The sequence below is a fragment of the Paenibacillus sp. UNC499MF genome, assembly GCF_900107975.1.
Classification (GTDB): Bacteria; Bacillota; Bacilli; order Paenibacillales; family NBRC-103111; genus Paenibacillus_F.
Genome location: NZ_FNVF01000002.1, coordinates 450,055 through 471,818, shown reverse-complemented (window position 1 = coordinate 471,818; position 21,764 = coordinate 450,055). Strand labels below are relative to the sequence as shown.

The window sequence follows — 21,764 nt, the reverse complement described above, 5'->3', positions numbered from 1 at the left end:
GACCGCACCACCGCTTTTGCGCGGTTCGTGCGGTCGATTTCCGAATCCGTGGATAGTATTCTCACAGGGTAAACGCGTAAACGATGCACATCTGGGCCGCTACGTATGTCAGCCAGACCCAATATCCTTGATGCCTGAGAGACCGGCCCCCGATGGCTGAGGCTCCGATGATCGTGTCCGATACGACGAAAAGCAGTCCGCCGGCAGCCGGCAACCAAAGCACTCCGCCAAGGGACCAGGCCATTGCAGCCGCAGCAGACGCCATGGCCCCGATCCACAATCCGTAGACGAGCGAGCCGGTGTTGAACAAGCGCGGAGCGTCGGGATTGCGGATCAGGAGCAGCCAGGCGGCGATCAGCACCAGGCCGTAGAACACGGCGGCGACAGCCAGCCCCGCGTTCATCAGGTCAAGGCCCTCACGGTGCAGGGCGGCCGCGAACGCTGCGATGTAAAAGACGTGCGCCACCGCAAACGTCAGCATTCCGCCGATCATCGGATGCCTCCAGGGGATGATGCCGGCCATGGACAAGTCGCCGATGAACGACCAGGCCATTCCCCAGAAGATCCACTCTTTGGAGGTGGAGGCCGGATCGTCCCGCCACAAGGCAAATGCCGCTGCCGTAAGCGTCAGGCTGATCAGCATCCTCACCCACAAAGGAAGCCGGATTTCCGTGCTTTTACGCCGGGCGTCCGAAATTCCGAGACCGGTACCGGCGGCAAACAAGATCACTTGTACGGCCCAAAGCCATCCCATCATCAATTTCCCCCTTCTCCCGTGAGGCGCGTGCACGCCTTTGCCGTTACCTATTCTTACCCCGCGCGTCCCGCGGACAATCCGGCGCTTTTGAACCCGCACATAAATGTATGCGCCTCACCTGCCGGGTTTTCATGGAGAACCGGCCAAGTCCGCATCTTTTTACACGTGTTATGCGCTCCCCATTTCCTATCCTTCATTTTAATTTACTCCTTGCCGCACCTGTGACGACTGGAGTCCGGCCGTCTTTTCAGCGGCCGTCGGCCTCTTTGATCCGCACCGCAGCCCAGTCCGTCCGGTAAAACCGGTACATGACGGCAAGGCCGAAGGCGGCAATAAACGCATACAGCGAAATCCACGCGCCGGCCGAACCGAATCCCCACACAAAAGTGAGCAAATACGCGAGCGGCACGAAAAAGACCCAGCTGAGCACAAGGGAAGTTCCCAGCAGAAAGGTCGTATCTCCGATTCCCCGCAAACCGCCCGCGTAGAAATTCAGGAGCCCGTCAAACAGCTGCAAAAACGCGGAAATCCGGATAAGGTCGGCGGCAAGCACGTAAACCTCCGGGTCCTGGGAATACAGCTTCGCGATCGGAACGGCGAAAACGAATTCCACCGCTCCCAGAACAAGCAGGCAGATGCTGCCGAGCACCGCCGTATCCGTGCCGTACCGCCGGGCAAGATCGGGCCTGTGCTTGCCGACCTCCCTACCCACGAGAATCGTCGCCGTGGAGGCGAAGGCGAAAGCCGGCATGAAGCCGAGCGCCATCACGTTCAGGGCAATCTCGTTGGCGGCCAGCGCCTCAGTCCCCAGACGGGTTACGAACATGGTGAAGACGAACATGGCCAGGCTCATCGCGAATTCCTGCATGCCGAGCTTGCCGCTTTCGCCGGCGATCAGGCGCGCCTCCCGGCGGTCAAGCTTCACGCGGGTGCGGGTCCGGTATTTGTCATGCAGCCGGAAAAACACGATGTACACGGAGCCGATACTGCAGATGGCTTCTCCGATAAGAACGGCAAGCCCCGCGCCCGGAAGCCCCAGCTCGGGAAACCCCAGACGGCCGTACGTCAAACCGTAGGTGAACACGATCATCGCCGCGTTTCCCAGAATCGTAAGTGCCATAGGGGACCGGGTATCCCCGATTCCCCTCAGAAATCCGAACAGGACAAAATTCAGCACGGAAAACGCCATCGCATAAAACCGCAGCTCCAGATATTCCTTTCCTGCGGCGACCAGCTCCCCGGAGCTTCCCATCAGCCGCAAAATCCCTTCGCTTCCGAACCATCCCGCCGCCAGAATAACGGCAATGAGAGCCAGACAAAGATAAAGCGCGATATACGTGCGCTCCACGCCTTTCTTCATATCCCCCGCCCCGAAATTTTGAGCGACCAGATAATTAACCGTGTGGCCGATTCCCGAGCAGGCAGCCCAGGCGTTGTACATAATAATGTTGCAGATTCCTACCGCAGCGATGACGAGAGCGCCCATCGGGCCCACCATCATCAAATTAATCGTACCGGTCAGCGTCGCCGCCGCGAACGACACGATCGACGGAACCGCAAGCCGCAAAATCATTCCCCAGTTTGTAAACATACCTAGTCTTCGGGCACCGCAGCCGGTACCCCCCTCCCGTCAGGCTTCTGTTCCGCTTGTTTGACCTTCTTAAGCTGCGCGACAATCAGGAAACTCACGATGACAAGCAGGAACCACGAGCTCATTTTGCCGAATGAGACAAGCTGCCAGCTTTCCCTCTGGTTCGGATACTGCCAGGCCCCCAGAAAGGTTGCGATATTTTCCGCCAGCCAAATAAAAAAGCCGATAAGAAAAAAGGACAGGACAAGCGGCATCCGGTACGTTTTCCTGCCGACGGTAAACAGGACCGCAGTCCGGAAAAACAGCACGAACAGCAGCACGGTCAGTACCCAGCGCAAATCCCATATATAATGGTGGGTCATAAAATTCAGATAGATCGCCGCTCCGAGCGGAACCGTAAACCACGGCGAAGGCCAGCTGGTCAGCTCCACATGCATTCTCCGCCAGGCCTGGCACAAATAACTCGCCACGCTCGCATACATAAACCCGCTGTAAAGCGGTACGCCCCATACTTTCGTCCAGGCTTCCTCCGGATACGACCAGGAGCCCATATTGACCTTATAAATCTCCAGCACCAGCCCGATCAGATGGAACAGGCAGATTACTTTCACTTCATCCTTTGTTTCCAGCCCCGTCCGGACCATTGCCCATTGAATCAGCAGGCAAATGACCAGCATAAGGTCATACATATGGGGCACATCGGCTGCCTTCAGCACTGCCAGACTGATAAAAATAAGAACGGGAAACAGACACGAAAGAGCTTCCAGCCAGCCGAAAAGCAGCAGCTGCCGAATCCCGTGACGTACGGATCGAATCATGGGAAATTCCCCTTTCAGCTTTGGAGGTTCCAGGCATCTTCTCCTGCCCGTAATCCATTCCTCTGCTAGTTTAGCACAAGTTTTCCAAGCAGGGAGAAAATAAAACCGGAAAAAATCCCGCATTTATTTGATCCGCGGGTATTGACAGAATCTTTTTTTGAAGGAAAAATGGGGGTGCGGAGCTGTCAAACCGAACACACTCAAAGGCGGTGCACGATGAGTAAACACGTCTCCATGCAAAACATTGCCGACCGGCTTGGCATTTCAAAATACACCGTTTCACAAGCGCTTTCAGGGAAAGACGGGGTCAGCGAAGAAACGCGCCTGAAAATCATGGAAACCGCAAGGACCATGGGGTACCGGAAAAAAATAAACAAAAGCCCGGCCGCGGCCGGACTTTTTCGGGACAGGGATGACGACAGAAGAGAAACCGCACCTTCCTCCGCCGATCCTTATATGCTGGTGTGGATACAAAGCTCAAAGCAGCAGGACCCGTTCTTCTGGCCGAAGGTCATCGACGGCCTTGCTCAGACGTGCCGCGACCTCCAGGCGGACTATATGCTGATATCCGTCCCGGCCCACCGGGAAAACGAGCTGATCATGCCCGGATTTCTGGATCCGGCACGTTGCATGGGACACATTCTCCTCGGCACCTTCTCGACGCGGGCGGTCATCTCCCTGCAGCAGACCGGACTTCCGCTCGTGCTTGTGGACCATGAGGAGCCTCTCGTCAACGTGGATTGCGTCGTCAACAGCAATATCGACGCCGCCGTGGCCGCGACCAAGCAGCTTTTGCGGGAAGGCTGCGACTCGCTCGTTTTCGTGGGGAGCGACTCCTTCTCCGTCAGCTTCAGGGAACGCGGGCTTGGCTGCCGGATGGCTGCCGAGGAAGCCGCCGAATCGGGCCGTCCCGTCTGCCTGAGCAAGTGGAACGTGCCTTACCTCAGCCCGACGTGGCCCCACGATCTGGCGGTCCGCGTGGGCGCCGTCTCCACGAGCGAGCTGCCGGACGGCTTCATCTGCGCGAACGATCACATCGCGCTGCGGCTGATGGCTCTGCTCAAGCAGAGGGGCTTCGACATCCCCGGCCAGTGCCGCGTGATCGGGTTTGACAATATCGAGGCGGCGGCCGCTTCGTCGCCTCCGCTCAGCACGGTCGAGCTGAGCAAGGAGCTTCTCGGCATCCGGGCGGTAGAGACGCTTTTGTACCGCAAGCGTCACCCCGGCCGCGCTCACGAGAAGATCGTCCTCGCGCCGGAGTTCATTGCGCGGGCGTCAGGCTAGCGCACACGCACGCCGCGAGGGAGAGCAGCGGAAGTCGTGGAGCCCCTGCGGAGCTTGACTTTCTCGCGATGTGAGCTATTGGCCGCGGACGCGCTTTACGCAGCCTCGTGCTCGTGCGGCCCCGGCGAGGCAAGGCTGCGCAGCAGCGCTTTTACGCCGTGAGCAGGAGCATGGCTGCGGCGCAGGACCGCGCTTGAGCTTGCGGCGCGGCGCTCCGGCGAGCCTCATGGCATCGCGCGGAGGTGTGGCCCATACGCTTGCGCGGGCATCGGGCTGCGCCCGGCAGGCTCAAGGCTTCGCAGCAGCGGCCTCGTGCTGCCGCCCCCTCGGCGCAGACGCTCACGGCGAGCTTAGCGCGCGGCCCTGCCGCCCGCCTTAGCCCTGCGGTTTCCAGGCGAGCACCCGGATCCGGCAGTAGTCGCCGGTCCAGGTGCCGTCGCGGAACAGCTCGGGCCGCAGACGCTCCTCCACGCTCTGTGTGATGCGCTCCCGAGCGGCCGCATCCGTGCCGGCTAAGAAGCTGCCGGCAAACGCGTGGAGCCAGTGCCGGATGGCCTCCTCGCCTCCCGGCAGCTCCGTCGGCCGGTCGAAGCGTTCCGCGAAGCGGACATCGAGCCCGGCCCTCTCCAGCACGCCCGTGTATTCCCCGATAGTCGGGTAATACCAGGGATTGCGCGGCTCGGGGTCGATCCCCTCTTCGCGCACGGCCTCGTGAATCGCCCGCTCGATCCGGGCCACGTTGCCGAAGCCTCCGAATTCGGCCGCGAACCTCCCGCCCGGGCGCAGCGCTTCCGCTACCGTTCGCGCGGCTTCATCGGCCTGCGGGACCCAGTGCAGCGCGGCATTCGAGAATACCGCGTCGAACTTCCGGCCGCTCCGGTATGTCCTTGCGTCCCCTACCTCAAAAAGGAGCTCCGGGTACTTCAGTCTTGCCTGTTCGATCATGGTCTCCGAGAAATCCACCCCGGTCACTTCCGCGCCGAGAAGGGCCATCTGCCCAGCCAGGCTGCCCGTTCCGCAGCCCAGATCCAGCACCGACTCACCCTGTACCGGACCCAGAAGTTCCACCACTCCCCGGCCTAATTTGGATACGAAATGCATCTGCGTGTCATAATGATCCGCATCCCACTTTCCCTGTTCCGCTTCTTTCATACCGAACGCCTCCCGTTCCCGTCTGTGCGGGTAATACATTCAGTATGAAGAGAACGGCTTATAATGTCTAATATATAAAAACTACGTTGTTTATAGTTTATTCCTATAAAGAAAACGCCGTTCAAGCGCACCATCTGCGCTTGCGGAATTGTCTAAACGTTTTTATACATACCGCTCCAGATAAGATAGCACGACCGACACCAAAGCAAACACGAGCGCCGCCAGCGTAATTTTGGAGCGGATAAATCCCGCCATTCCTTTGTTCTGCTTTTCGAGCTGCTTCTGCTTGTTGGGAACCTCGATTTGACTGGGATCGTTGTCTTTCCTTCTCATCGTAAAGGCCTGGAAACCGATGCCGCTTACGATTGCCGACACGATGAGCAGAATTAAAGCGAGTAAAAATAACGTATCCGAAATTGATCTAAGCACAGGCGACCATCCTTCTCTTGTCCATTACGGGTTATTTCTTTATTATACTTCATTTGCTCCTATACTTCATTTACTCAACAGAATCTCTTCCACTCCCGCCGCTTCCGTCCCCCGCCCCATAAGGAAGGCTGCCCGCTTCCGCGGACAGCCTGCTGCGGCCTTAGGCCGGAGTATTCTTTTTGTTACCTTTTATACGGGTACGGATAGTATGGAGGATAGTTATAGTAAGGCGGGTAGTACGGGTAGTATGGCTGCGGGTAGTACGGATAATAGGGATAGTAGGGATAACCGCCATGGTAGCCTCCGTGGTAGCCTCCGTGATACCCCCCGTGGTAACCGCCTCCCGGATAACCGCCGTGATAGCCGCCTTGGCCGCCATGGTACCCTCCGGGGTAACCGCCCTGACCTCCGTGGTAGCCTCCGGGACCGCCGAAGCCTCCCTGTTTACGGGCTTCTTCGTCTCCCTCCGTGCTGATCCATTCGCTTTGGTTCCACTCCTGCTGGAGCCCGTATGTGTCTTGGCCGTATGCGCCCTGACCCTGCGCTTCAAATGTCATTGGAATCCCTCACCCTCCGTAATGTTGTGCCCAAAGGCGTTTTGCATCTAACACATCGTATGAGCAGATGCCCAGAAGGTGAGAAAAGCGCCCAAAATTGGGCGCCTGCCCAGACGAAGCCGGGAGAAGGAAACATAGCTAATCAGGGAGAAGCCGGATAAAAAGCGCTTTTAACACTTCGGAAGCTACGCTTTTTGAACGCCGCCACTGAGCATGCTCGCCTTTTTCCAATTGCCCCAGAAATAGTAGGCGACCGAAAGCAGGGAGCCCAGCGTGAAGCCGATCGGGAAGCTCCACCATACGGCATCCAGACCGTAGGAACCGGCCAGGTAATACGAAAGCGGGATGCGTACGCACCAAAGCGCCAGGAAGGTGATCAGAAGCGGGAACATGACGGCCCCCGTCGAACGCACCACGCCCGATACCACGAAGGTAATGCCGAAAATAATAAAACTCCAAAGCGTGAGCAGGTTAATCCGCATGCCGATTTCGATGGCTTGGCCTTCGGGAAGGAACAGGCTCAGGGCGCTGCGGTTGAACAAATAGATCAGGCAGACGAGAATGCCCGTCATCAGAACGTTGTACATGACCCCGACGCCGGTTACGCGGTGCACCCGGTCCCATCTTCCCGCGCCTACATTCTGGGCCGCGAACGACGAAACGGCTCCGCCGATCGCCATAGCCGGCATTTGGACGTAGGAGGAAAGCTGGATCGCAGCCCCGTAGGCCGCCGTCGCCTCCGAACCGAACCGGTTTACGAGGTTGATCATGGCCAGTGAACTTGTCGAAACGACGATCATCTGCAGCCCCATGGGAACGCCCTTTTTCACGAGCGATCCGATAATCGCCCCGTCGAAGCGCAGCAGGTGCCGGTCTTCGCGCGTAATGCGGAGAAAGTATTTTTTACGGTACAGCGACCAGAGTATGGCGACGAGGGCAACCAGCTGCGAGATGCCTGTAGCGAGTGCGGAGCCCGAAATGCCCAGAGCGGGGATGGGACCCCAGCCGAAAATAAGCAGCGGGTTCAGCGCGATATCCAGAATAATGGAGAGCACGAGAAACCGGAAGGGCGTTTTGGAATCCCCCGCGCCGCGCAGTATCGTCATAATCATGTTATAGCAGAACATAAAAGGCATGCTCATAAAAATAATTCTCAGATAAGCGTTGGCCATGTCCATCGCATCTGGGGGAGTATGCATCCACTGCAAAATCTGCGGGGACAAAAGCACACCTAAAATTCCTACGGCCAGCGAAAGGGTGAAGAAAAACAAGGCGCTTGCCCCCACTACCCGCTTCGCCTGGGCGGTATCGCCCGCTCCTATGCTCTGCCCGATCATGATCGTGGATGCCATTCCTATGCCGAAGATAGAGCTGAGCATAAGGAACATGACATTATTCGCATTGGACGTAGCCGCAAAAGCGCTCTCTCCCAAAAATTTTCCGACCCAGATGCTGTTTACCGTTCCGTTCAGTGACTGCAGCACATTTCCGTAAAGTACGGGCAGGGAAAAAAGGAGAAGTTTTCTGGCAATCGGGCCTTCGGTCAAATCCATCTGTGCTTCGTTTTTCGCCATGGCGGGGTGTTCCTCCTGATAAAATAAGCCGCGCCTGTATAAGGTTCCCTCTCGGGAACGGAACCAACCGCGGCAAGCCGATATCCTTATGTTACCATAGCGCAAACCCGGTTAGCGAAGCTCCTGTGCGGACAACAGAAACCGCCTACCTCGTCAATTCACGGCGGTTAGGCGGTATTCTTCGGTTATCTTGGTTTAAGAAAAAAATTACCGGTTTAGCAGACTGCCGACATACCGCAGCAGCTCGTTCGCGCAAACCGGGCAGTAGCCGTGTCCGTCAATCAGCTGCCGTGTCACTTCGTTGATCTTCTTCAACTGTCTTTCGTCCGGCGTCTTGGTCGACGTGGTAATTTTAACGATATCCTTCAGATCGGCGAACAGCTTCTTCTCGATCGCTTCGCGCAGCCGTTCATGCGTGCTGTAATCGAACCGCTTCCCTTTGCGGGAATAAGACGAAATCCTGATCTGGATTTCTTCGCGGAACGCTTTCTTCGCATTTTCGGAAATGCCGATCTGCTCTTCGATCGAACGCATGAGACGCTCGTCGGGGTCCATCTCCTCCCCGGTCAGAGGGTCTTTGATTTTGCCCCAGTTGGAATACGCTTCGATGTTGTCGAGGTAGTTATCGAACAGCGTTTTGGCCGACTCGTCGAACGAGTAAACGAACGCTTTCTGTACTTCCTTCTTCGCGATATCGTCGTATTCTTTACGGGCAACCGAGATAAAGTTGAGGTAACGCTCCCGTTCGTCCCGGGTGATGGACGGATGCTGGTCCAGCCCTTCCTTCAAAGCCCGCAGCACGTCTAGTCCGTTGATGCACTGAAGATCATGGCGGATGAGCGCGCTGGAAATCCGGTTGATGACATAGCGGGGATCGATGCCGCTCATCCCTTCTTCCAGATATTCGTTCTGCATCTCTTTCAGATCCGCATCCTTGTATCCTTCCACGGCTTCGCCGTCGTACATCCGCATTTTTTTCACGAGATCCATGCCCTGCTTCTTCGTTTCCTTAAGACGGGTCAAAATCGAGAAAATAGCGGCGGCCCGCAGCGCATGCGGCGCAATATGAACGTGCGACATATCGCTCTGCTTAATAAGCTTCGTGTAAATTTTCTCTTCGTCCGTCACTTTCAGATTATAAGGAATCGGCATGACAATCATACGCGACTGGAGCGCCTCGTTCTTTTTGTTCGCGATAAAAGCTTTATACTCCGATTCGTTCGTATGCGCCACGATCAGCTCATCCGCCGAAATAAGCGCGAAGCGGCCCGCTTTGAAATTGCCCTCCTGCGTCAGGGACAGCAGATTCCACAGAAATTTCTCGTCGCACTTCAGCATTTCCTGAAACTCCATTAATCCGCGGTTCGCCTTGTTCAGCTCCCCGTCGAAACGGTAGGCGCGCGGGTCCGATTCGGAGCCGTACTCCGTGATCGTGGAAAAATCGATGCTTCCGGTCAAGTCCGCGATATCCTGGGATTTCGGATCGGACGGACTGAACGTGCCTATCCCCACTCGGTCGTCCTCGGAAATCAGCACCCGCTCGACCAGCACGTTCTCGATGCTGCCGCCGTATTCGGTTTTCAGCCTGAGCTGGCAGGACGGGCACAAGTTTCCTTCGATGCGTATACCCAGCTCGGCCTCTATTTCCGGCCTCAATTCACTTGGAATGAGGTGAAACGGATCTTCGTGCATCGGGCAGCCTTTAATCGCATAGACGGCTCCCTTGTCTGTCCTCGAAAACTGCTCCAAACCCCTTTTAAGCAGCGTGACGATCGTCGATTTGCCTCCACTTACCGGCCCCATCAGCAGCAAAATACGTTTGCGTACGTCCAGACGCCGTGCGGCGGAGTGGAAATATTCCTCCACCAGCTTTTCGACCGCGCGGTCGAGCCCAAAGATTTCCTGGTCGAAAAAGTTGTACCGGGTGTGCCCGTCGTTCTGTTCAATGCCGTGAGAAGCGATCATCTCATACACACGCGCATGGGCTGTCATCGCTAGACCCGGATTTTGCCGCACGAGCTCGAAATACTCCCGGAGCGTGCCCGACCATGCAAGCTGCTCCTTCTCGGTCCGGTGCTCCGTGATGCGTTTGAAAATATCCATGGGTACCTCCTCTCACTGCCATTGCCTCAAAAGAGCGGATAGCTCGTGATAGTGATTTTAGGGTATTACAATCCTATGCGGTCCAAGGACAATTCTTGCCACTAAATTTGTACAGGAACAAAGGAAAAACAAGCCTCACAACCGGTGGGAGATCGGTGGAAGTCTTTGCCGCCGGGACCCGTCCCGCACGTCTTTTTTCATGCTATAATCAAGAAACCGGAAAATCGTTTTAGAAGGAAGGGGGCGCAAAAAAGGAATGGCGATTCGGAGCGAAACGGAGCTTTACGGCCCGGTAAAAGCCTACTGGGAGAAGCTCGGCTACGACGTCCGGGGAGAAGTCCGGCACTGCGATCTCGTTGCCGTACTCGAAGGCGAGCCGCCGGTCGTCGTCGAGCTCAAGCGAAGCCTGACCGTGCCTCTGCTGATCCAGGGACTCCGGCGGCAGGATGTGACGCAGCGCGTCTATATCGCGATCGAGCTTCCCGCCAAGGGACGTGTCCCCCACCGGATGACTTGGGCGGATATCCGCAAGCTGTGCGGCCGGCTCGGTCTCGGACTCATCACGGTGCAGTTCTACAAAACGCGGAAGCCCGCCGTCGAGGTAGTGTGCGAGCCGCCGGGCCCCAGCGGCGACGCCCCAGCGCGGAAAACGACCGTACGCAAACGTGCTGCGGAGCGCGTGCTCGGCGAATTCCGCGAGCGCAGCGCCGACTACAACGTGGGCGGCAGCCGCGGGCTCAAGCTCGTCACGGCTTACCGCGAGAAGGCGCTGCACTGCGCCCTTCTCCTCCGCGAGCAGGGACCGCTCTCTCCCCGCAGCCTGCGCGAGCTTACGGGCAACGCCAAGACGGCGGCCCTGCTCCAGCGCAACGTGTACGGCTGGTTCGTCCGCGTCAGGCGCGGCCTGTACGGGCTGACGCGCCCGGGCGAAGAGGCGCTGGACACGTTCGCGCATGTGATCGCCCGCTTCGGGCCCCGCGGGGCGGGGGCGGCCTTGCAAGCCGGGCTGCCGGAAGCGGGCGGGCCTCCGCATGATCGGCCGGATGGGGCGGGAACGGGCTCCGCGGACGAGCGGGAGGTGGCTGCAGCTGGTTCCGTGGAGCTTAGGAACGTGCCGCGACCTGCTGAGAAGCGTAACGTACAGAACGTATCGGTCCAGCTAGGCGCTAGCGATCGGGAGGACAAAACGGACATATCCGGTTTGCAAAACGTGCCGAAGCTAAGAAAGAAACAAACGAAAGTAAAAAAAGGAGGCTCGACTTGAGCCTCCTTTTTATTTAGTTAGAGAGTACGGGAGTGGTAACCGGCCCTCCCTGATATTCTTAGGCTAAGTCAGAATCAGCGTTATAAATCCTCAAATGACATTAGCCAAATCACTGCAGGAAAAGTCAGCATAAAAACTCGTGAGATTCTAAGCTCCTTTATTTGGAAGAGACCCGGCTTAAGTTTTAGCAGAAAAATTACTTTTTATTTACTTTTTTGATTAGAAATAAAGCCGCAATTACTATGAAAATAATGATCATTACAAATATAATTCCTACTGGCGTTATCAAATACATCATAAGTAACACCTTCTTTCCAATATCTTTAAGCATTTATATATTACCATAAAATCCATATTATTTCTACAAATTACTCAAGTTTTATTTTCCGTTATAAATATATATACTAATATAAGGAAATCTGATACAATAAAAGGGAAACAAAATATAACCATTGGAGGAAATTTTTATGATAAAAATTTGGGGGTTGTCTTTAACTTTTGTTCTTGCTCTGTCTATTATGGTCACTGGTTCTGCCTTTGCGGAAGAATCAATTAATGACAAAGAAAAGGTTAAGGGCTTGGAAGTACTACAAAGTTCTGAAAACACATTTTATAAAAATGGGGTTGAGGTTACAGTCACAAAAAAAGAATTAAAAGGTGGAAAAAATGAATTAGAAAAATTAATAAAAGAAGCCAAAAATGAAGGGCAATTTATAGTTTCGACCGATGAATTTCAAGGCACTTCTCAAATAACACCAATGGCGCTTGGAAGTAGCGTAAAATATGGAGGAAACAATTGTGAAAACAATAGTTATATCGGAGCTTGTGCATATGGGAATGCAACACTTAGCGTTAATTGGGCAGGATTTGCAGGTTTTCAATCATCGGGTACAGTGATTCAACAAATCGTCGGGAAGAATGGTTATAATATTACTGAAGCAGCAGGTCAACCAAGGGTAAAGGCAGTTGCATATGGTCTCGTAGGTGGCAACACTATCGTCTATAATACATACAATTATAAAGCAACAGATTGGGGTTCCCTTTCTACATTCAATTTTAATGAATCAGAACCTGGTATCATTGTTAGCGTTGGAATTAATTTAGGTGCAGATTTTAAATATAAACTTAATGGCAATTGGAATAATACCACTGTTTGGTGTAACTTAACACAACAATAAAATGTAGCTAAAACCAGTAGCGCAAGCTGCTGGTTTTTATTATTTCGCTCCCAATTTCCATACCATTAAGATCGGAGAGTTAATGACAACGCTATGCGTCATATTCGAGGAACTTATCCGTGTAGCGTTTCATAGCTTAGGTGGAAAATAAAATAAAGATTAGCTACATATTTATTTAAGCAAAAGGTAAACAATCCAAAAACTCGTATCACTGTTTGACCAGATGTAAAAACGTGCATAAAAAGGCCTCTCATCGAGAAGCCTTTCATCCCGTTACATTCATTCCGTAAATACCTACAAGCCACAAGCCCACATAAAGCGCAATACCCGCTATAACCAGTATCAGCAAAATATTAAGCAGCCGGATCGTCAGGCTCCACTGGTTTTTCTCCGGCTTCGCGTTCCGGTTCGGTAGTTCCGTCAAAACATTCACCTCATTAAATAATCATTATATAGAAATATCATACATCCTTTCCAGATATTTAGCACGTTAGAATTTTAAAATTTCCCGGACGTATTTGTATGTAGACCGCAGGATCTTTTTATATAAACTGCGCCCGGCACATACAAGCTCAAGCTTTCCCACGACAAAAAAGAACCTTTCCCGTATATAGCGGAGAAGGTTCTCTTCGGTTTTAACGCTTAAGCGAAGCGATCAACTGACCGGTGGACACGACTTTGGCGTAATCGGCCGGCGTGCCCTTATGCGTATAACCGTCCGGCCAGAACGTGGTTGAAGACGGCGGCGTCGAGTTTGCGGAGGACATGATCGTCCAGGCGCCGGCGGTGTTCCGGAAGCTGATGCCGCTGCAAACGACCTGATTGTGGAGCGTATTCCAATTCGGCAGCGGATTCGGAATCGTCGTAAACGACCGGTCGCAGGCGGCGACTACCAGCCTCGCACTCGTAAGCGAACCGAAAGAGCCCGTCGCCCCCGAAAAAGTTTTCACCACGGTGCCGTTAACTTTGAATTCCAGCTTGTTCGAACTGTTGACGGACAGCTCGATGGGCACGGTGCTTCCGGCCGCAAGATTGAAGGCCCCGCCGTCGTCGGCAGCTCCCGTGTTCCAGAACCAGTGCCACTTGCCGCTCTGCGCTTCCGTATAGTTGGTGGACAGGCCGCACTCGTAATTCGTATTGGACCCGTAAGCACCCAAATAAAAATTAATAAACCCGCCCGTCGTTCCGACCGATGCGCCGGAAGGCAGCTGGATATTCGTTTTCAACCCGTAAACCGCATCGCTCTTGGTCCACCGTAAAATTTTCGCATACTCTGCCATAGATTTGTTCCTCCTGAGGTTCAGTCTAAAGGTAGGAGCTAATCCGGGCGTCGCCCGCCGGACAGCCGAGCCTTGTAAAAAGGCGCGGCTTTGCTCCTTCACTTAATAAGGCGAACGGAGTCCGGCTTTTACAACCTTCTTTTGAAATTTTTTTATTAAAAAAAGAACCGGCAGAATCGTCCCGTCTCCTCATGCCGCGCCGAGCTCTCACCCAAGCCGAGCCTTCCAGGCTGCAGGCATTAAAAAAGGCGGAGGGACCGGCCTCCTGTCTGACAGGTGCCGTCCTCCGCCTTTATCAGGCGTGCGGTAAGTTGTTCTTCTTGCGGATCGCTTTGTTCATCCAGATAGCCGCCATGGCGCCTTCACCCATCGCGACGGTAAGCTGCTCCGCATGTACGCCGATATCTCCGGCCACGTACACACCGGGAATGTTCGTTTCCTTGCTGCGCGGATCGGCCAGCAGATGGCCGTTCTCCATCCGTTCCACGCCGAGCTGAGCGGCCAGGCCGGAATGGACGGCATTGCCGCCGAAGCCGAGAAACCCTCTCTCGGCGGACAGCGTCCCGCCGCCGGCCAACTCCACGCCGCCGATCCTCCCGCCATCCTGGAGGATGGCGGCAATCGGTCCGGCGACGGTGTCGATGCCGGCGCGCTCCAGCTTCTCCTGCAGGTCCGCGTTAACGGGGCTCCGTTCGTGATTCACGAACGTGAGCTTGTCCGTCCGCGGACGCAGGGTCAGAGCCATGCCGGCGCCGGGATTGCCCGCGCCCAGCACGAGCGTGCGGCGGCCCGCCACCTCGTGGCCGTCGCAGTCCGGACATACGTACACCGTATGTCCGAGGCATTCCCGCAGCCCCGGCAGCTCCGGGAAGCGGTCCATCACACCGGTAGCCAGTAGCAATGTGGCACCGGTGTATTCCTTGTCCGGCCCCGCTCCGGAATCGCCGGGCAGCCCCAGCCCGCCGGGCTCGTGCGCCGCAAGCGGGTGCCGGGCGCCCCGTTCGTCCGGCCGGAGCCTCCGCATGCCGACACGGAAGCCGGAATCCAGCGAGCCCGCCAGCCGGACGGCCAGTCCTTCGGCGAATTCGACGCCGAGCGACTCGGCCTGGCCTCTGCCCGTGCGGCGCAGCTCTTCGCCGGATATTCCGTCCGGGTAGCCGAGCACGTTATGGTAGTTGGCGCACAGGGTGGAGCGGCCGTATCCGGCGTCAATGACCAGGACGCGATGACCGTAGCGCCCGAGCTGGATAGCCGCCTGCAGCCCCGCAATGCCTCCGCCGACAATAATCGAATCGTATGTCATAAGTCACCTTCTTTACTAGTAGAAAGACAAGTTTCAACGGCGTTAAACCTTCTCTTTACTATACCCTTCGCTTACAAAATGTAATCGGTTCGATTACACTCCTGCCGGGTTCAGGCGGCCTTTTTCCGACGACATACTTCATGCCGGGAGCTGAGTTCGTGTGAAGCGGCTGTTTTTTCCTGCCGTCAACGAAGCAAAGTAAGCAGCGTCTCTACCGTATTATCGGCAAACAGCCTGTCCGGACGGGACTTCATCATGACGGTAAGCCCGATCAGCGATACGAGCAGAGCCTGAGCAACTCCCCTTGCCTGAAGAGCGGAATCCAGCTCGCCCGAACGGATTCCCCGTTCGATCGTTTCCTGGAAAATAACCGATAGGTACAATTGATGCTCCCTTGTAAGAATTTCGAATTTCTCGTCGTGGGGCGCCAGCTCCACCATCGTGTTAATGCTGAAGCACCCGCGGCTCTGGCTTCTCTCGTATTCATCCGCCACGATGTCCTCGAACAAAGCGCGGAAAGCCTCTTTGACGGAGGCGTGATTGTGCAGTTTAGCCCGTATCCGGGCGGCGTGAGCCTGTGTATATTTGCGCAGAGCGGCCTCGAACAGCTCCTGCTTGCTGCCGAAAGCGGCATACATGCTTGGCCGCTGTATGCCCATTCGGGCCGTCAATTCGGTTAACGAAGCGGCCTCGTATCCTTTTTCCCAAAACAACTGCATGGCGGCATTTAAAGCCGCGTCTTCATCAAACTCCCGTTGACGGACCATATGAACCCCCTCTAATTATATCGTTCGGTATATTTAATTTTAAATTTCAAACGTTCTCTTGTCAATCAATCAAAATTCCTTATGGAAAAGTTTTAAAGTGATTGTTGAATTAATGCTTCCTTTCTTTATAGTGTTCTCTGATTTAGAGTGTTTTCTAAATTTGTACCATTCAGACAGCTCTCCTTGACAGTTTCATCACTTGCTGGTAAATTAACAATCATTATGTACCGTTCGGTATATTATAATCTCTAATTCCTAAAAGGAGTGAAACGAACTATGGTAATTCCCTGCAAAATCGGCCGTCCGTCCGATCCAGAAACCGGAGCATCCGCTCCCAAAGAAGCGCCGGCTATTACGGATGGAGAAGCTTCCGCCCCGGTCACGGCTGATACTGAGACGCTGGCCCGGGTTGAGACACCGGCTCCGAAACCGCTACCGGTGTCGGACTTGTCGACGGCTCCAAAACCCGCGCCGGAAGCAGTCTTGCCGGCGGCTTTGCAACCGGCAGCGTCATTGTCACCGGTGCCGGTACCGGGCTTACCGCCGGAAGAAGAGGCTCCCCCGGCTTCTCACTTGGCCCCGCTGCCAGAACCTGCTGCTCCGTCGTCTTCCTTGTCCCCGGCGAAGGCGCTGCTTTTCTCCGCGGCTTGCGGGCTTGCCGTGGCCAACATTTACTACGCCCAGCCTCTATTGGACGCTCTTGCGGCTGAGTTCGGGGTAGCTCCCGCCGCCATCGGCCTTGTCGTTACCGTAACTCAGCTTTGTTACGCACTGGGCCTGCTGCTGCTCGTCCCGCTCGGGGACCTGCTGAACCGCCGGCGGCTCATTGCCGTTCAAATGCTGCTTTCCGCCGGCGCTCTCCTGATCGTCGGCACCGCCCCGTCCGCACCGATGCTGCTGGCCGGAATGGCCGCGGTCGGACTGCTCGCCGTCGTGACTCAGGTGCTTGTCGCCTATGCCTCCACTCTGGCCTCCCCCGCGGAAAGGGGACGCCTCGTGGGGATCGTGCAGAGCGGCATCGTGATCGGCATCCTTCTTGCCCGGACCTTTGCCGGCACACTGACGGATCTGGCCGGCTGGAGATCCGTTTATCTCATCTCGGGACTGCTGATGCTCGTTACGGGCGCCGTTCTGTTCCGGGTGTTACCGGATGTATCTCATAAGAAGACGGCTCTCTCTTATCCTCGGCTGCTCCGGTCGGTATTCACTTTGTTTAAGGAAGAGCGCCTGCTGCGAGTACGCGCCGTCCTGGCTTTTCTGATCTTTACCGCGTTCAGCACCTTGTGGACCGCCCTAGTTCTGCCTCTCAGCGCGCCTCCGCTTTCGCTTTCCCACACGGCCGTCGGAGCGTTCGGTCTTGCCGGAGCGGCCGGAGCATTAGCCGCCGCAGGAGCGGGCAGACTGGCCGACCGAGGCCTGGGACAGCGTACCACCGGCATGGCGCTCGTTCTGCTGCTGGCGTCATGGGGGTTTATCGGCTTCACGCCCCATTCTCTGACGGCCGCCGTCGTTGGCGTCATCCTGCTGGACCTTGCCGTACAGGCGGTCCATGTGACGAACCAAAGCCTCATCTTCACCGTGCGTCCCGAGGCACGAAGCCGGCTGACTGCCGGTTACATGATGTTCTACTCGCTGGGCAGCGCCACCGGAGCGATTGCATCGACAAGCTTGTACGCTGTCAGCGGCTGGAGCGGTGTTTGCCTTTTCGGCGCCGCCGTAAGCGGGCTGGCTCTTCTCTTTTGGGCGCTCACACTAAGGCGCGGTCCTAAATAAACAAAAGCGGTTCCCTTACGGATAGGGGACCGCTTTTCTCCTTACAGTCTCTCGCTTTGTTCTTGCTCCGTTCTTGCTCCGTTCTTGCTCCGTTCTTGCTCCGTTCTTGCTCCGTTCTTGCTCCGTTCTTGCTCCGTTCTTGCTCCGTTCTTGCTCTGTTCTTCCTTGTTTTCCTTTGCTCATGCTACGGTCTTGCTTTGCTCTTGCTCCATTCTCGCTTCGTTCCTGCTTCGTTCCTGCTTCGTTCTTGCTTCGTTCTTGCTCTGTTCTTGCTTTGTTTCCCTTTTTTCCTTTTTTCTTTGTTTTTCCTTTGCTCTTGCTCCGGTCTTGCTTTGCTCTTGCTCCGTTCTCGCTTCGTTCTTGCTCCGTTCTTGCTTTAAGCTCCCCTTCGTTCTTCCTTCATTTCCGATCTTCCTCCACCCCTTACCCTCAATCTCTTGAGTTCTTTCTGGGTTAATCAGGGTGCTCTCACTTTTTACGTCTGCCTTCTCCCTCCTTACATGGCTTCAACACATACTTTCATCCGGCATCGTTTTGTTCTAACCCTCTGCATTTCAGTAATTTTACCGGGCTTGCCGGGATTTTGCCTTAAGTTAACCGGAAGCCTTGCCCGCAGCGCATCCCCCATCTTTGCACCTCATACAAAAAAACGCCTGCGATTCACATCGCAAGCGTTTCTTAAGCTTTCCTTACTGCGCGGTTTTACCTTTAAGGTTATCCCACGTTTTCTGGAAGTCGTCGAACATTTGATCTTTCGTTTTCTTGCCGGCTACATAAGCCTGCATCGTAGCACCGAATTCCTGCATGGCGCCTTCCGGGTACTTGGAGGAGTTCCAGCCCAGAACCTTGTTCTCTTTGCTGTACGTCATAATATCCGCGGCGAGGTCGCCGAGATCTTCGGCCTTGGCTTCGATGTTCGTGAAGGCCGGAATAAACTTGAAGTCATGCGTGATAAAAGCTTTGCCGGCATCGGAGGATACGAGCCAGTTCAAAAATTCTTTGGCTTCGGCTTTGACCTTGGAGTTCTTGTTGACGACCCAGTTGTTCGGAACGCCCACATAAAGCTTGTCCGTCTGTGCGGCGTCGTCGCCGATCGGCATCGGAAGAATGCCGATGTTCAGGTCCTTGTTGATGCCGTCAATTTGGACCTGCGTCCAGTTGCCCTGCTGCATCATAGCCGCCTGGCCGTTAGCGAACATCGTAACCTGCGTGTTGTAGTCGGTCGTCAGCGGATTTTTGTTGCTGTATTTCAGGGTCAGATCTACCATTCGGGTCCACTGCTCGAAGACGGGATTGCCTTTGAATTTCTCGGTTCCGGCGTTCAGGCCGGCGATAAATTTGTTGGAATCCGGCTGGTTGGCGAACGCGACGTTAAGCGTATGGTTGCCCAGCACCCACCATTCCTGGTAGCCGTTCGCGAACGGCGTGATGCCCGCCGCCTGAAGTTTTTTCGACGCTTCGTCGAGCTGAGTCAGCGTTTTCGGCAGCTCGGTAATGCCGGCTTTCTTGAACAGATCCTTGTTATAAATGAAGCCGTAGCCTTCCAGGCCCATCGGCTGTCCGTAGATTTTGCCGTCCTTGGTCATCGGTTCTTTCGCAACCGGAACAAGATCTTTTACCCAAGGCTGGTCGGAGAGATCTTCGAGATGCTCCATCCATGTGTTCATTTCCTGGAAGCCGCCGTTGTTGAAAATATCCGGCGTATCGCCGCCCGCAAACTTCGCCTTAAGCGCCGCGCCGTAATCCGCGCCTCCGCCTACGGTCTGGATGTCCAGCTTCACGCCCGGATGTGTTTTTTCATACTCCGCTTTGACTTTGTTCAACGCTTCCGCGATTTCGACTTTAAATTGAAAGATTTTAATCGTTTTCGTTCCGCCTTCGGCCGCATTGCCGCCTTCCGCGGTTTTACCGGAATCGCCGCTTCCGCAGCCTGCGAGCACGGTGGACATCGCGAATACGGATACGAGTGCGAGTGTAGAAAGCTTTTTCATGGTGAAACCTCCCTTTATAGTCTTGCTTCTTGCCGGATCTTCTTCATTATAAAGACAGGAACGGACCGCCGACACCGAGGCTGTTGACCTGTTGAGTGGAACAAATTGACCTTACAGGCTTTGTCAGATCCGTACTCAGCCTTTGACGGAACCTGCCGTAATGCCTTCGATAATGTAACGCTGCATGGCCAGGAAGAAAATGATGATCGGCGTAATCCCGAGCACAAGCGCCGGCAGAGCCAGATCCCACTGCTTCATGTACTGGCCGAAGAAGGAGAAGGTAGCCAGCGGAATAGTCCGCAGGGATTGGTTTTGCAGGACGAGCGACGGCAGCAGATAGTCGTTCCACGTCCAGAGGGCGTTCAGGATGATGACGGTTACGATCATCGGCTTGAGCAGCGGCAGCACGATGCGCCAGAACACGCCGTACGGGGATGTTCCGTCCACGACGGCCGACTCCTCAATCTCCAGAGGAATCGATTTCACGAATCCGTGGAAAAGAAAGATTGCCATCGGCGCCCCGAATCCAAGGTAACAGACGATGAGGCCCCACAGGCTGTCCATCAGGCCCACGCCGGAGAGGACTTTCACGAGCGGAATCATGATCGACTGGAACGGGATGACCATCGCGGCCACGAATAAGCCGAACAGAACTTGGTTGACGCGGCTTTTATACCGCACCAGCCGGTAGGCCGCCATAGCGCTGATGAGCGCGATGCCGATGTTGCTGATGACGGTCACGATCAGGGAATTCCAGAACACGGTAGGGAATTTGGTAATGGTCCAGGCCCGCTTGTAGTTCTCGAAGTGAAACGATTCGGGCCAGCTCGCGGCATTGGAAAGCAGGTCGCCGAAGCTTTTCACGGAATTCACGAGAAGAAAGTAAAACGGGACAAGAAACAGCAGAGCGATGATAAACGTTACGGCTTCGGCGGCAAACACACGCCCGGAGTAACGGTTTTGTGCTTCCATTTACGCTTCGACCTCCTTGCTTTTCGTGAAACGGACCTGCAGCCAGGTAATGACCGCGACGACGACGAAGAACACAAGCGCCTTGGCCGTCCCGAGACCGTACCGGTTGTTCTGGAACGCTTCGCTGTAAATGTTCATCGCGACGGATTCGGTCGAGCGGAAAGGTCCGCCCTTCGTCAGCGACAAGTTGAGATCGAACATTTTGAACGTCCACGAAATGGCGAGGAACAGGCAGACGGTAACGGCCGACATGATGAGCGGAATCATAATGGAACGCAGCACTTGTCCCTGCGTAGCTCCGTCGATCTGCGCCGCTTCGATGACGTCTTTGGGCACATTGCTGAAAGCCGCGATGTAAATGACCATTAGATACCCCGCTGTCTGCCAGACGAATACGATCACGATGCCCCAGAAGGCGGTCATGGAATCCCCGAGCCACGGGAGGTTGAAGAAGCCGATTCCCGTCATTTGGCCGATGGCGGAAAATCCTTTTACGAAAATAAACTGCCAGATAAAACCGAGAAGAAGCCCGCCGATTACGTTCGGCATAAAGAAAATCGTTCTCAGGAAATTCCGGGTCTTCAAAGGTCTCGTCAACAGGTACGCGAGAACGAATCCGACCAGATTGGAAAGCACGACGCCCACTATCGTAAACCGGACGGTAAACCAGAACGCGCTCCAGAAATCTTGATCCCCGGTAAAGATTCTTTTAAAATTATCAAAGCCTACCCAGCTGACCTCGCCGGATACTCCGTTCCAGTTTGTGAACGAGTAGTACATGCCGAGCAGGAAAGGGATGATAATAATCAGGGTAAAGAACAGGACCGCGGGTCCGAGAAAAAATAATTGCTGAGCCCACTGCGATGAACGCTTATGCATCTGTCTTCCTCCTTTTTTTCTGCGGAAGGTTGTGTATTTAGTATAGGGCGCGCCGCACGCTCCCCACTACCGCACGAAGTGAACCGTTAGGT

At 55.1% G+C, this 21,764-nt stretch carries 19 protein-coding genes; 4 read left to right on the top strand and 15 right to left on the bottom strand.

Annotation, left to right across the window (positions count from 1 at the left end; translation table 11 throughout):
- Nucleotides 1-61: 61 nt before the first annotated feature.
- From C4S74_RS07245 to C4S74_RS07235, 3 genes are all read right to left on the bottom strand, one after another.
- Nucleotides 62-757 carry a lysoplasmalogenase gene (locus C4S74_RS07245; RefSeq protein WP_258042420.1) on the bottom strand — a complete coding sequence of 232 codons (696 nt, stop codon included), beginning with the start codon at nt 755-757 and terminating at the stop codon, nt 62-64.
- Between the two features lie 247 nt (nt 758-1,004).
- Nucleotides 1,005-2,348, bottom strand: coding sequence for an MATE family efflux transporter (locus C4S74_RS07240; protein ID WP_103994670.1), 1,344 nt, complete (start codon nt 2,346-2,348; stop codon nt 1,005-1,007).
- 2 nt (nt 2,349-2,350) lie between these two features.
- The gene (locus tag C4S74_RS07235; RefSeq protein WP_103994669.1) at nt 2,351-3,166 is read right to left on the bottom strand and encodes a DUF817 domain-containing protein; all 816 of its coding nucleotides are present in this window, start codon (nt 3,164-3,166) and stop codon (nt 2,351-2,353) included.
- 216 nt (nt 3,167-3,382) lie between these two features.
- Here C4S74_RS07235 and C4S74_RS07230 point away from each other — a divergent pair, with 216 nt between their 5' ends.
- Nucleotides 3,383-4,450, top strand: a complete 1,068-nt coding sequence (locus tag C4S74_RS07230; protein ID WP_103994668.1) for a LacI family DNA-binding transcriptional regulator — start codon at nt 3,383-3,385, stop codon at nt 4,448-4,450.
- A gap of 375 nt (nt 4,451-4,825) precedes the next feature.
- Here C4S74_RS07230 and C4S74_RS07225 read toward each other — a convergent pair whose 3' ends face one another.
- The 5 genes from C4S74_RS07225 to C4S74_RS07205 form a co-directional block, all read right to left on the bottom strand.
- Nucleotides 4,826-5,602, bottom strand: a complete 777-nt coding sequence (locus C4S74_RS07225) for a trans-aconitate 2-methyltransferase (protein WP_103994667.1) — start codon at nt 5,600-5,602, stop codon at nt 4,826-4,828.
- Nucleotides 5,603-5,764: 162 nt separating this feature from the next.
- Complete coding sequence (locus tag C4S74_RS07220; protein WP_103994666.1) at nt 5,765-6,031, bottom strand: hypothetical protein; 267 nt, start codon at nt 6,029-6,031, stop codon at nt 5,765-5,767.
- A gap of 182 nt (nt 6,032-6,213) precedes the next feature.
- Nucleotides 6,214-6,588, bottom strand: a complete 375-nt coding sequence (locus C4S74_RS07215) for a hypothetical protein (protein WP_103994665.1) — start codon at nt 6,586-6,588, stop codon at nt 6,214-6,216.
- 185 nt (nt 6,589-6,773) lie between these two features.
- The gene (locus C4S74_RS07210) at nt 6,774-8,162 is read right to left on the bottom strand and encodes an MATE family efflux transporter (RefSeq protein WP_103994664.1); all 1,389 of its coding nucleotides are present in this window, start codon (nt 8,160-8,162) and stop codon (nt 6,774-6,776) included.
- 207 nt (nt 8,163-8,369) lie between these two features.
- Entirely contained in the window at nt 8,370-10,265 is a 1,896-nt protein-coding gene (locus C4S74_RS07205; protein ID WP_103994663.1) for a PrkA family serine protein kinase, read from the bottom strand.
- A 256-nt stretch (nt 10,266-10,521) separates the two neighbouring features.
- Between C4S74_RS07205 and C4S74_RS07200 the strand changes: the two genes are divergently transcribed.
- On the top strand, nt 10,522-11,529 hold the full coding sequence (locus C4S74_RS07200) for a DUF2161 family putative PD-(D/E)XK-type phosphodiesterase (protein ID WP_103994662.1): 1,008 nt from the start codon (nt 10,522-10,524) through the stop codon (nt 11,527-11,529).
- 467 nt (nt 11,530-11,996) lie between these two features.
- The gene (locus C4S74_RS07195; RefSeq protein ID WP_103994661.1) at nt 11,997-12,707 is read left to right on the top strand and encodes a hypothetical protein; all 711 of its coding nucleotides are present in this window, start codon (nt 11,997-11,999) and stop codon (nt 12,705-12,707) included.
- 265 nt (nt 12,708-12,972) lie between these two features.
- Here C4S74_RS07195 and C4S74_RS26425 read toward each other — a convergent pair whose 3' ends face one another.
- The 4 genes from C4S74_RS26425 to C4S74_RS07180 all read right to left on the bottom strand — a co-directional run bounded on the left by C4S74_RS26425 (nt 12,973) and on the right by C4S74_RS07180 (nt 16,057).
- The gene (locus C4S74_RS26425; RefSeq protein ID WP_181024330.1) at nt 12,973-13,131 is read right to left on the bottom strand and encodes a hypothetical protein; all 159 of its coding nucleotides are present in this window, start codon (nt 13,129-13,131) and stop codon (nt 12,973-12,975) included.
- A 211-nt stretch (nt 13,132-13,342) separates the two neighbouring features.
- The gene (locus C4S74_RS07190) at nt 13,343-13,987 is read right to left on the bottom strand and encodes a hypothetical protein (RefSeq protein WP_103994660.1); all 645 of its coding nucleotides are present in this window, start codon (nt 13,985-13,987) and stop codon (nt 13,343-13,345) included.
- A 295-nt stretch (nt 13,988-14,282) separates the two neighbouring features.
- Nucleotides 14,283-15,290, bottom strand: coding sequence for an NAD(P)/FAD-dependent oxidoreductase (locus C4S74_RS07185; RefSeq protein WP_103994659.1), 1,008 nt, complete (start codon nt 15,288-15,290; stop codon nt 14,283-14,285).
- Nucleotides 15,291-15,475: 185 nt separating this feature from the next.
- A complete protein-coding gene (locus C4S74_RS07180; RefSeq protein ID WP_103994658.1) occupies nt 15,476-16,057 on the bottom strand; it encodes a TetR/AcrR family transcriptional regulator in 582 nt (193 codons plus the stop codon).
- 276 nt (nt 16,058-16,333) lie between these two features.
- Between C4S74_RS07180 and C4S74_RS07175 the strand changes: the two genes are divergently transcribed.
- The gene (locus C4S74_RS07175; RefSeq protein WP_103994657.1) at nt 16,334-17,830 is read left to right on the top strand and encodes an MFS transporter; all 1,497 of its coding nucleotides are present in this window, start codon (nt 16,334-16,336) and stop codon (nt 17,828-17,830) included.
- 689 nt (nt 17,831-18,519) lie between these two features.
- On the opposite strand, the gene C4S74_RS07170 is transcribed toward C4S74_RS07175, so the two are convergent.
- The 3 genes from C4S74_RS07170 to C4S74_RS07160 all read right to left on the bottom strand — a co-directional run bounded on the left by C4S74_RS07170 (nt 18,520) and on the right by C4S74_RS07160 (nt 21,672).
- Nucleotides 18,520-19,821, bottom strand: a complete 1,302-nt coding sequence (locus C4S74_RS07170) for an ABC transporter substrate-binding protein (RefSeq protein WP_103994656.1) — start codon at nt 19,819-19,821, stop codon at nt 18,520-18,522.
- 135 nt (nt 19,822-19,956) lie between these two features.
- Nucleotides 19,957-20,793: a carbohydrate ABC transporter permease gene (locus tag C4S74_RS07165; RefSeq protein WP_103994655.1), complete on the bottom strand. Its 837-nt coding sequence runs from the start codon at nt 20,791-20,793 to the stop codon at nt 19,957-19,959.
- On the bottom strand, nt 20,794-21,672 hold the full coding sequence (locus tag C4S74_RS07160; protein ID WP_103994654.1) for a carbohydrate ABC transporter permease: 879 nt from the start codon (nt 21,670-21,672) through the stop codon (nt 20,794-20,796).
- Between the last annotated feature and the right edge of the window lie 92 nt (nt 21,673-21,764).

Coding starts and splice junctions, on each gene's coding strand:
- C4S74_RS07180 (WP_103994658.1), bottom strand. CDS start 16,057: ATGGTCCGTCAACGGGAGTTTGATGAAGACGCGGCTTTAAATGCCGCC.
- C4S74_RS07210 (WP_103994664.1), bottom strand. CDS start 8,162: ATGGCGAAAAACGAAGCACAGATGGATTTGACCGAAGGCCCGATTGCC.
- C4S74_RS07245 (WP_258042420.1), bottom strand. CDS start 757: ATGATGGGATGGCTTTGGGCCGTACAAGTGATCTTGTTTGCCGCCGGT.
- C4S74_RS07185 (WP_103994659.1), bottom strand. CDS start 15,290: ATGACATACGATTCGATTATTGTCGGCGGAGGCATTGCGGGGCTGCAG.
- C4S74_RS07165 (WP_103994655.1), bottom strand. CDS start 20,793: ATGGAAGCACAAAACCGTTACTCCGGGCGTGTGTTTGCCGCCGAAGCC.
- C4S74_RS07235 (WP_103994669.1), bottom strand. CDS start 3,166: ATGATTCGATCCGTACGTCACGGGATTCGGCAGCTGCTGCTTTTCGGC.
- C4S74_RS07190 (WP_103994660.1), bottom strand. CDS start 13,987: ATGGCAGAGTATGCGAAAATTTTACGGTGGACCAAGAGCGATGCGGTT.
- C4S74_RS07160 (WP_103994654.1), bottom strand. CDS start 21,672: ATGCATAAGCGTTCATCGCAGTGGGCTCAGCAATTATTTTTTCTCGGA.
- C4S74_RS07175 (WP_103994657.1), top strand. CDS start 16,334: ATGGTAATTCCCTGCAAAATCGGCCGTCCGTCCGATCCAGAAACCGGA.
- C4S74_RS07200 (WP_103994662.1), top strand. CDS start 10,522: ATGGCGATTCGGAGCGAAACGGAGCTTTACGGCCCGGTAAAAGCCTAC.
- C4S74_RS07240 (WP_103994670.1), bottom strand. CDS start 2,348: ATGTTTACAAACTGGGGAATGATTTTGCGGCTTGCGGTTCCGTCGATC.
- C4S74_RS07230 (WP_103994668.1), top strand. CDS start 3,383: ATGAGTAAACACGTCTCCATGCAAAACATTGCCGACCGGCTTGGCATT.
- C4S74_RS07205 (WP_103994663.1), bottom strand. CDS start 10,265: ATGGATATTTTCAAACGCATCACGGAGCACCGGACCGAGAAGGAGCAG.
- C4S74_RS07215 (WP_103994665.1), bottom strand. CDS start 6,588: ATGACATTTGAAGCGCAGGGTCAGGGCGCATACGGCCAAGACACATAC.
- C4S74_RS07225 (WP_103994667.1), bottom strand. CDS start 5,602: ATGAAAGAAGCGGAACAGGGAAAGTGGGATGCGGATCATTATGACACG.
- C4S74_RS07195 (WP_103994661.1), top strand. CDS start 11,997: ATGATAAAAATTTGGGGGTTGTCTTTAACTTTTGTTCTTGCTCTGTCT.
- C4S74_RS07170 (WP_103994656.1), bottom strand. CDS start 19,821: ATGAAAAAGCTTTCTACACTCGCACTCGTATCCGTATTCGCGATGTCC.